8 protein-coding genes are annotated in these 9,528 nt (G+C 57.9%); 2 read left to right on the plus strand and 6 right to left on the minus strand.

All coding sequences use genetic code 11. The features are described 5' to 3' along the window. Positions 1-112 precede the first annotated feature (112 nt). Positions 113-1,402, plus strand: a complete 1,290-nt coding sequence (locus tag AACY49_RS16945; protein WP_339525212.1) for a hypothetical protein — start codon at positions 113-115, stop codon at positions 1,400-1,402. Positions 1,403-1,695: 293 nt separating this feature from the next. Here AACY49_RS16945 and AACY49_RS16950 read toward each other — a convergent pair whose 3' ends face one another. The 4 genes from AACY49_RS16950 to AACY49_RS16965 form a co-directional block, all read right to left on the minus strand. Beyond that, positions 1,696-3,291: a DHA2 family efflux MFS transporter permease subunit gene (locus AACY49_RS16950; protein WP_339525214.1), complete on the minus strand. Its 1,596-nt coding sequence runs from the start codon at positions 3,289-3,291 to the stop codon at positions 1,696-1,698. Beyond that, positions 3,288-4,385: an HlyD family secretion protein gene (locus AACY49_RS16955; protein ID WP_339525216.1), complete on the minus strand. Its 1,098-nt coding sequence runs from the start codon at positions 4,383-4,385 to the stop codon at positions 3,288-3,290. The genes AACY49_RS16950 and AACY49_RS16955 overlap by 4 nt, the downstream gene beginning before the upstream one ends. Before the next feature lie 97 nt (positions 4,386-4,482). Then, positions 4,483-4,896 carry a cupin domain-containing protein gene (locus tag AACY49_RS16960; RefSeq protein WP_258696508.1) on the minus strand — a complete coding sequence of 138 codons (414 nt, stop codon included), beginning with the start codon at positions 4,894-4,896 and terminating at the stop codon, positions 4,483-4,485. Positions 4,897-4,990: 94 nt separating this feature from the next. Further along, positions 4,991-5,752 (minus strand): SDR family oxidoreductase, encoded by a 762-nt coding sequence (locus tag AACY49_RS16965; RefSeq protein WP_339525218.1) that lies wholly within the window; start codon positions 5,750-5,752, stop codon positions 4,991-4,993. Positions 5,753-6,007: 255 nt separating this feature from the next. Here AACY49_RS16965 and AACY49_RS16970 point away from each other — a divergent pair, with 255 nt between their 5' ends. Beyond that, complete coding sequence (locus AACY49_RS16970; protein ID WP_339525220.1) at positions 6,008-7,597, plus strand: winged helix-turn-helix domain-containing tetratricopeptide repeat protein; 1,590 nt, start codon at positions 6,008-6,010, stop codon at positions 7,595-7,597. 63 nt (positions 7,598-7,660) lie between these two features. Here the strand turns inward: AACY49_RS16970 and AACY49_RS16975 are convergent, their stop codons facing one another. Continuing rightward, positions 7,661-8,650, minus strand: a complete 990-nt coding sequence (locus tag AACY49_RS16975) for an alpha/beta hydrolase (protein ID WP_258696511.1) — start codon at positions 8,648-8,650, stop codon at positions 7,661-7,663. A gap of 115 nt (positions 8,651-8,765) precedes the next feature. Beyond that, on the minus strand, positions 8,766-9,335 hold the full coding sequence (locus tag AACY49_RS16980) for a DJ-1/PfpI family protein (protein ID WP_339525222.1): 570 nt from the start codon (positions 9,333-9,335) through the stop codon (positions 8,766-8,768). Positions 9,336-9,528 lie beyond the last annotated feature (193 nt).

The following is a 9,528-nucleotide window of genomic DNA, read 5'->3' on the forward strand; positions in this document are numbered from 1 at the left end:
GCGCAGACTTATCTAGAGACCTCTATTATTTCGTTATCGCCGAAGTCGGTCTAATCACTGTTATGTGCCAGCGACAAAGCAAGCCCCTATTCAACAATCATAGGAGAGTAACATGTCGATAAAAAAAAGAACTGCCTTACTCGTGCTGGCTTTTAGCTTTTTTGGAATTACAAGTTGTGCCAACACAAGAAATTACTCAGAAATATCAAGCGAAAGAAACAAGAGCATTGTTCCTGATATTGACTATTACGACCTTGCATACAATGTAGATACTATTGTGCTTCCTGCAGAAATAAAAACCAAAGAAAATGTAGATGCAGACAATAACCTCTTAGGCGAATTACAAATTTCAAACTGGGGAAATGCTATAAAGAATGCGACCCAGAAAGAAATCCATAACAGTGCTCGCTTTATCGAATTTGGAAACTACAGTGGCCGCGTTGAAATAAGCACAGAAATATCTTCAGCATCTATAAGTAACGCCCGGGGCGGCATTCGATCGAAGTGCAATGTTGTTTACACATATAAAGATTTAGCGTCAGGAAAAGTGCTCTCCAAGCATGAGAGCGCCATTGAAGTAATGGCACCACCCCCTACCATACCAAAATCCAGCAATAGCTTTGCTTACAGCTTTGATCAACTTACGTATGCTATTGCTCGCGAGGCGATTATTGGCCTCATTCGGTTATCGCCTATTGCGGATATTCAGCTAACACAGAAGCAAGTGAAGTTTTATAATTCAAATATCAAAAGAAAATCCAACCAAATCATTAGCTATGTTCCGATTGACAATCTTATCAAAAAGAACAAGAAAGAACTAAACACTGCTTTTTCAACGGCTAAAAAAATGCAAAAGAATAGTAATAAATTAGCGAAGAAAAACAAATCAAAAGTTAGAGCCGACACTATCTCTGCTCCCGCCACCCCCCCTCTGAAATCTAACACAGCTAGTGATACACCCACCGCAAACACCGGTACATCGAGTGCCCCCCCTGCCAGCCAGAACTCAAGCCAGGCGGCGACTGAAACCAAAACAGACGATCGCAGCTCAAGAGACATTGCTAGTTCATCGGAGCGCTTGAAGGATGGCACCGTTAAAAACGACGAGCCACGTTATGACGACAGTGGATATATAGCCACCCCGGAAAACTACCAACCTCAAATCGATGTATCGGCAGAGCAGGAAAGAGCAATGGATGAATGCTTGAAGGAGGAAAAAGCAAAGTCACAGGGAGCGCCTGGCAATGCAGCTTTACGTACCGGATATACGACCACGCCGGGACTCTATCAACCGACAGTGCAAGAAAGAGCAATGGATGAATGTTTGAAGAAGGAGAAATCAAAGTTACAGAGAGCGACTGGAAATGCCGCTTCACACACCGGACATACAGCCGCGCCGTGACGTTATCAATCTCAAAACAAGGTAGAGGCAGAGCAAGAAAGAGCAATGGATGAATGGACGGAAGAGCAATAAAATAAACTCCGCAGCCAACTCAAGAGTCCGCAACCAATTCCCAGGCTGTGTCGGGGAGTTCATACCGTTTGGCCATCGTGGGCTCCTGGCCTGCAGAGCTGCTTGAGATCGTTACGCCCAATGCAATCATGCTACCGCACCAGAACGACGAACGACTCGGGCCGGCCCCGACTTCGCTGTGCCCCCGAATCTCCAAGCGATGTCCGACGGGCCGGGCTGCCTCACGCTACAGATCGCGAAGCGCGCACTTTCTCGTATCGCGAGAATCCGACCTTGATGCCGACCAGCACGGGAGCGGCGATTACAAAAAGCAGGGCCACGGCGATGAACGCTGTGTCGAAGGCAATCACCGTGGACTGACTTGTCACTAGCCGGCCCAGAAGGCTCGTCGCTGCCCGGCCAGCGGCCGCTGCGTCCATTCCTTTCGCGGCCAGCATGGCTGTCGTGGTCGTCATCCGTTCGATGACCGCGGCCCCTCCTGGGGTGACGTTGGCGCCGAGGACCACGGTATTGGTGACGACGTTATGGTCGATCAGTGTCTGGAGCCCTGCGACCCCAATAAGGCCACCTAGCTGGCGACCCGTATTGAAAAGGCCTATTCCGCTAGCAAGGTTCCGGCTGTTGAGGTGGCTGAAAGCGATCAGCGTGATCGATAGAAACAGGAAGCCAAGGCCCAGGCCGCGCAACAGGATAGCCGCCATCATGTCGTCGGCGTCGCTTTCGCTGGTAGAACCGGACAGCATCCACATCGCCACCATGATCATCAGGATTCCAAAGGGCACGGTGGCGAACGGCGCAACGCGGCGGGCCTGCATGAGCCAAGCAGATATGAGCAGCGCGCCGACAAAAAACGCGCCACTGGGCAACAGGAGCTGGCCGGCATCGGTAGGCGTGAACCCGAGGACCGACAGGGCGAACGCCGGAATCAGGAATGCACTGCCGAACAAGGCGGCGCCGGCGACAAAACTAACGATAAAGGCGAAAGAAAAATCGCTCGTTTCGAACAGGGTGAAGTCCAGCATCCCCTGCCCTTTGGCCAACACTTGTTGGCCGAGAAATGCCAGCAAAGTGGCTACGCCGATCACGGTTAGCCAAAGGATGCGAGGCTCCTCGAGCCAGTCCCATCGGCTGCCCTGGCTAAGAACGTAGGTGAAACAGAACAGGGTGGTAGAGATCAGCGAGAAGCCGATCCAGTCAAACGGACGGTGCCGGACCTTGGCGGGCATTGGGCCGTCTGCGATCAGCATAAGTCCGGTAGCCACCAAGGCAATCGGCACAACGCTGAAGAAGATCCATGTCCAGGACTGGCTATCGATCAACCATCCTTGAAGCGCCGGAGCGAGTGTCGCGGGCGCGACAACGGAGCCCATCGCAAACAGCGCCTGGAGGATTGGCTGACGGGACTGCGGATAAGCGCGAAATATGATCGCCTGCCCCCCGACCAGCAAGGTGCCGCCAGCGAAGCCCTGAATAACCCGAAGTGCAACCAGCAGATCCAGCCGAGCGGTGACGGCGGCAATGCCGCACGCCAGGCCCATGATCAGGGTTGAGCCGGTGATCACATGACGCGCAGCGAAACGGTTCATCAGCCAAGGCGCGGTCATGAACCCGATCAGCTTGAGCGCGATGTAGCCGATATCCAACCAGGCAAACTCATCAGGCGTGGCATAGGTGTCGCCGATGATGTCGCTGCGTCCGAGCGACAGAACGGTGCTGGCGATCGCTTCCGTCAGCGTGGCAAGTACGATGCCCGCCATGAGCAGGACACCGGTCGTAGCGCCGGCATTGCTCCGCGTGGCGCTGGCAACCGTGCTCATGAGCCGCCCCCTTGCTCAACCTCGACCCGCGCGGACAGGCCAGGCACGATGCGGCCCGGCAACAGGTTGTGGGCCAGCCGGATCTTTACCGGAACCCGTTGCACGACACGCACAAAGTTCCCTGTTGCATTGTCGGTGGGCAGCAAGCTGAACGCCGACCCACTCCCCGGCGCAAAGCTGTCGACCACGCCTTCAAGTGTCCTGTTGGGGTAGCCGTCGACCGTGATGCGCGCGCGCTGACCGGGCCGGATATTCTCGAGCTGGGTTTCCTTGAAATTCGCCACGACCCACACATCATTGACCGGCACGATATCGAGCAAGGCGCCCCCCGGCGTAACGAACCGGCCGACGCGGACCTGACGGTTACCGATAACGCCATCAACAGGCGCGTGTACCACGGTGCTGTCGAGATCGATCTGGGCGAGATCGCGCGAGGCCTGTGCCTGCGCCACGGCAGCAACGGCAGCTTCTCGCTGGGCCACAAGGACGGCGATGCGCTGTTGTTGAGCCTCGACCGTTGCCGAAGCTGCCGAGACCGTCGCTTCGGCTCTGGAGCGTGCCGTGCCGGTTTCATCGACGAGCGCCTGGCTGACCGCGTTGCTGACGATAAGTTTGCGGCTGCGATCATCGGTCTTGGTCGCCAGATTCATCTGCGCGGCGGCCGAGCGGCGCTGGGCTTCGGCCTGTCGAATCAGGGCACGCTGAAGCTGGGTTTCGGCATCGACATGGGTCAGGCGAGCCTCGGCAGCGCTGACATTGGCCACTGCCTGCGCAAGCCGTGCGCGATAGTCCCGATCGTCAATCCGGAACAGCACGTCACCCGCCCGGACGCTCTGGTTGTCCTCCACTTCTACCGCTGTGACATAGCCAGAAACCTTGGCGGCGAGCGAGGTGAGGTCGCCGCGCACATAAGCGTTATCGGTGGAGGTCACACCGCTCGAAAACGCCACGACCCATCCGCCAGCCAAGACCACCACGGCACCGATGCACAGCAGGATTCCGATCATCTTTCTCTTGCGTTGCCGCGCCACCACGACAGGGATCTCGACGCTTGCGCCGGTGGCAATGGCGGCCTTGTCCTGAAGCGCGTTCATGTTCTCATTTCCTGTTCAATGCCTGGGACTACAGCAGCCACGGGCGGTAGTTGGCCTGCCGCCGGGCTGTCGAGCATTCATGAGCGCGTGGATCGGCTCACTTTTTAATAGGTGTAACGAGCACCTTTTCGTCGGTGTCGAGGACAAACACGGCCAACAGGCGTGCGGGTTTCGTGTCGCTGGCGTTGGCGCTGACTTCGTGCACGGAGCCCGGTTCCTCTACGAAGTTTTCGCCGACGTTGTAGATCTTTTCCGGCTGGCCTTTGACTTTGATGCGAAACGAGCCCTCCAGGACCGTGGCATAAATGAAGGCCGTTTTCGGATGCGTGTGGGCCGGCGACGCGGCGCCCGGCCCGTACTCGACCACCACGCCCTTCATGCTCTTGCCAGGGATGTTGGGAATTGGGCGGTCGAATACGACCGTCACCTTGCCTGCGGGCGGCTCGGCGGCCGACGCTGCGCTGATCGACAGCACTGCAAAGGCGGCGGCCAAGAGATATCGGGTGAACATGGCAATGCTCCTTGGTGTGTAGGTGTTTTGAGCGCGCGGCCCGTGACCAGGCCGACGCTTTCCTGATGTGTCTTGGGATGTGTCTTGGGTAACCTCAGCGCCCGGCCTGGGCCGTCGACCGACCGAGCCAGTCCTCGAAGCGGATTGCGCCCAGGCGTGGGTTCTTGCCGGGCGTCAGCGATTGATCGTCGAGCATCGAACCGAAGTAGCGCGCGTGCACATCCGGCACGACCTTGCGCGCGTCCTGAGTAGCCCGCAGGAAGCGCCTGACCAGTTCGTCGAGTGGCATGGCCTCGGGCCCGGCGACTTCGACCGTGCCATTGACCGGCGCGGCCAACGTGACATCGGTGAGCGCCGCCGCCACGTCGTCGGACGCCATCGGCTGGATCAGCGCCGGCGACAGGCTAATCTCCTCGCCGACGGTGGCCGCCTGCGCAATGCCGCCGACAAACTCGAAGAACTGTGTGGCACGCAGGATGGTGTAAGGAATGCCGGACGCCTTGATGAGGTTTTCCTGCGCGACCTTGGCCCGGAAATAGCCATTCTCGGGCAGCCGTTCACTGCCGACGATCGACAGGGCAACGTGATGGCGAACGCCCGCGGCCGCTTCGGCAGCCAGCAGGTTACGGCTCGACGTTTCGAAGAAATCGAGAACGGCCTGGTCTTCCCACGAAGGCGCGTTCGCCACGTCGACGACAATATCGGTGCCGTCCATCGCCTGGGCCAGGCCCTCGCGGGTGATGCTGTTCACGCCCGTGCTGGGGGCGGCTGCGAGCACGTCATGGCCGCGCTCGCGGAGGTTATTCACAAGTTTCGATCCGATGAGGCCGGTGCCTCCAATGACGACGATCTTCATGGTTTCTCTCCGCTTCTGGACGGCAATCATTGCCGTCGATGTAGATCGAGAGTGCCAGCGCGCGTCAGGGAAGTCCTTGTACCGGCCTTGGGTTTGCCTTGAGGGAAGCTTGGTTTTTCGTCCAAAGAAACCGTGTGCGACGGGCATCCCTTTTGGACGGTGCAGCGGGTTACACGCTGTCGTATTATTCGATACCACTTATCAATAGCCAGCTCGGACACGGAGTCGGGGGCGCTCGACCAGGGGATTCTCACCTTGCCATTCGTGTTTGAAGACTACGTGCTCGATCAGCAGCGCCGGGAACTGACCTTGCGCGGGCAAGTCGTGACTGTCGGGCCGCAGGTCTTCGATCTATTGCTGCAGCTCGTCAGCAACCGCGATCGCGTCATGAGCAAGGACGACCTGCTCAAGGCCGTGTGGAGCGGCCGGATCGTCTCGGAATCGACGATCACCAGCCACATCAATGCGGTGCGCAAGGCCATCGGCGATACCGGCGAGGAGCAGCGCCTGGTGCGCACGGTCGCCCGTAAGGGCTACCGCTTCGTCGGCGAGATCAAGGTGGATGAGGACGGGGAAACGCGACAGCCTGACATCGAAGAACCCACGCCCGTGGACCTGAAGCAAACGCCTCCGCCCACCCTCGTCCTGCCGGACAAACCCTCCATTACCGTCCTGCCCTTCCACAACCTGAGCGGCGATCCGGAGCAGGAGTATTTCGCCGACGGCATGGTCGAGGACATCATCACCGCCCTGTCGCGTATCCGCTGGCTGTTCGTCATCGCACACAATTCAAGCTTCACCTACAAGGGTCGGGACGTGGACGTCCAGGGCGTCGGCCAGACGCTCGGCGTGCGCTACGTGCTGGAAGGTAGCGTGCGCAAGTCCGGGAACAAGGTACGCATCACCGGGCAACTGATCGACGCGACGACCGGGATGCATATCTGGGCGGAGCGCTTCGAAGGCATGCTCCACGACATCTTCGAGCTGCAGGATCAAATCGCCGAAAGTGTCGTCGGCGCCATAGCGCCGCAACTGGAACGGGCGGAAATCGAGCGCGCCAAGCGCAAACCGACGGAAAGCCTGGACGCTTACGACTATTACCTGCGCGGAATGCCGAAACTGCACAACGGCACCCGCGACGCCATCGAGGAAGCGCTGCCGTTGTTCTACAAAGCCATCGAGCTCGATCCGGAGTTCGCATCGGCTTATGGCATGGCAGCCTGGTGCCATTTCTGGCGCAAGCTAAATGGCTGGATGACCGATCGGCCTCGAGAAATCGCCGAGGGCGCACGACTTGCGCGTCTGGCGGTAGAGCTCGGCCGGGATGATGCGGTGGCGCTGACCCGAGGCGGACATGCACTTGCCCATCTCGCCGGCGATGTCGATGGCGGCATTGCCCTGCTCGACCGGGCACGCCTGCTCAACCCCAACCTCGCCCCCGCCTGGTTCCTGGGCGGTATCCTGCGCGCACTGCGCGGCGAAACAGACGCCGCCATCGAGCAGTTGACCCATGCCGTTCGCTTGAGTCCGCTGGATCCGGAAATGTTCAGGATGCAGGTCGGGATGGCGCTCGCACACTTCGTCGCCGGGCGCTTCGACGCCGCTGCTGCCTGGGCGGAAAAGGCGCTGGGCAACCTGCCCTGCCTCTTGGCATCGGTTGCCCTGATCGCGGCCAGTCATGCACTCAGCGGACGCATGGACAAAGCGAAGCAGGCGATGCAGCGTTTGCATGAGCTGGATCCGTCCTTGCGCGTCTCTAACCTGAAGGACTGGTTGCCAATCCAGCGTCCTGAGGATTTTGCGCGGTTTGCTGATGGACTGCGGCTGGCCGGGTTGCCTGAGTGACTCACGTGACCGTAAGAGCTGCCGAAGGCTGGCTGTCGAAAACAGTCATCCGCTACATCATTTTCAGTGAATCAATGCGTCGATTCGAGCCGTGATCCATTCACGGCTGTACGCAAGCACGCTAGCGGCAATCGCGGTCGGAAAGTGAATAAACCCGTGGGGAGAAGACGGTAACAAGTGCATCTCAACAGGTGCCGATTTCAGCCACCGATCGGCTATTTCGAGCGTGTCGTCTCTCAGGGGATCCAACTCACCGGCAAACATGAGCGCAGGCGGGAAATCCGTAAAGTCGCCGTACAGTGGTGACAAAGGTGGCTGCCGGCGTTCCTGGTCATTCAAGCCCGGTGTCAGCATGCGAAGCGCCTCAACCATGCCAGGACCGTCCAACAGCAGCGTTTCAGGGGGCGCTGCGCGGACGCTCGCCGTTCCCGCCAAATCGTAGACGCCGTAATACAACAGCGCACCGCTCACCCGTTGAAGCAAGCCGGGCCATTGTTTCAGCGCCAGCAACGTTGCCGCAGCCAGATGAGCCCCTGCCGATTCACCCACGACGATAACGGGCAGATCAGCAAACTCTCTACAGTCGTCATTCAGTAACCAGCGAGCGGCGCAAAGGCAGTCCTCCATCAGGCCTTCAACCGGAGTCGATACAGCAAGCCGGTAATCGACGGAGACGACCGTGACGTTGCACGTATTTACCATGGCAACGTTAAAGTCATCATTCATCTGCGCATTTCCGATTACCCATCCGCCCCCATGAAAATCAAGCACAACGCCCTTCGCCTTACCTCTCGGCCTAATGATGCGTACAGGCACTGGAACGCCGCCCAGACTAATCACCTTTCTTTCAGCCTTAAGCCCATGCTTGAGCAATTTACCCGCGCCGCCCATTTGACTGGCGCGCAGCAGCGCCTGGATCACACGGGGCGTGATGCGATTGCGAATTCGAAAGCGCGGTAACCAGGCGAGCTTTTTGTTGAAGTTGCGCACTTGCACCCAATCTCGCTCGCTAGCAGGCCAAGGCGCTTTAGTACCTCCTTCGGAGTTCATCATCAGTGGTTCCATCCAAATCATGTGTATCAGTAAACATGCAGGCAACAGGTGGGTGGATTCTAGCGATCGCATCTTGGCCAGAAACGGACACTCGAACACATGTAGGGCGAAGCGGTTACCCGTGTTCCGCTGCCAACAATGACCTGAACTGCGAAACGATCTCTGAAGATAGTCCGGCAGCTTCGAACACTGCGCAGGTAAAGCTAACGGGTGCAGGGCCTGGAGCAGTTATGATGCGGTCTGCAATCACAGCTACTGAACTGTTTCGATAAAGCGTGCGCCCTTCATAACCTACGACATTCTGTTGTAAGAAGTCAGCGCTGTTCGAGGTATGAGCAACCGTGTCGAGAAGCCCGGCCCTAGCAAGTGCCAGCGTTCCCCCACAGATACCGGCAATTGTCGCCCCACTTGAACGACTAGCATGAAGAAAGTCTCGAATATCCGGTGCTTCTGCACGTTCCCAGACCATTCCACCGATGACGGCAACAACGTCCGGCTTCCAGTCCAGGCAATGTTGCAAGTTGCTATCCACAGTTACAGCCAGCCCCCCCTGCGAGCGGAACTGCCCCGTAGCAGAGGCGAAAAATCTGACGTCGATCCCGTAAAACGGGGACCCAGTTCCAGCAATGAAAGCATATTCCCAGTCCGCAAAACCGGGTGTCAGTATCAAACCCACGCGTGCCATTAGTCAGAATCCTCCATGAAAACGACCAACATAAAGCGATAACAAATAGATCTCAACGGCTGCTTCGGGTCCAGGCTGTGTGAAAACCCGCTAAATACGTCGAAAACTGAGAGGCGCGAGGATTGCCTGTGAAATCAGCGGGCGAAAGCGCGAATTACCTTAGTCAGCTACATAGACGTTCGTAATGCCGTTC

Source organism: Pseudomonas sp. EL_65y_Pfl2_R96 (assembly GCF_963970905.1).
Lineage (GTDB): Bacteria > Pseudomonadota > Gammaproteobacteria > Pseudomonadales > Pseudomonadaceae > Aquipseudomonas.

Coding starts and splice junctions, on each gene's coding strand:
- AACY49_RS16945 (WP_339525212.1), top strand. CDS start 113: ATGTCGATAAAAAAAAGAACTGCCTTACTCGTGCTGGCTTTTAGCTTT.
- AACY49_RS16950 (WP_339525214.1), bottom strand. CDS start 3,291: ATGAGCACGGTTGCCAGCGCCACGCGGAGCAATGCCGGCGCTACGACC.
- AACY49_RS16955 (WP_339525216.1), bottom strand. CDS start 4,385: ATGAACGCGCTTCAGGACAAGGCCGCCATTGCCACCGGCGCAAGCGTC.
- AACY49_RS16960 (WP_258696508.1), bottom strand. CDS start 4,896: ATGTTCACCCGATATCTCTTGGCCGCCGCCTTTGCAGTGCTGTCGATC.
- AACY49_RS16965 (WP_339525218.1), bottom strand. CDS start 5,752: ATGAAGATCGTCGTCATTGGAGGCACCGGCCTCATCGGATCGAAACTT.
- AACY49_RS16975 (WP_258696511.1), bottom strand. CDS start 8,650: ATGATGAACTCCGAAGGAGGTACTAAAGCGCCTTGGCCTGCTAGCGAG.
- AACY49_RS16980 (WP_339525222.1), bottom strand. CDS start 9,335: ATGGCACGCGTGGGTTTGATACTGACACCCGGTTTTGCGGACTGGGAA.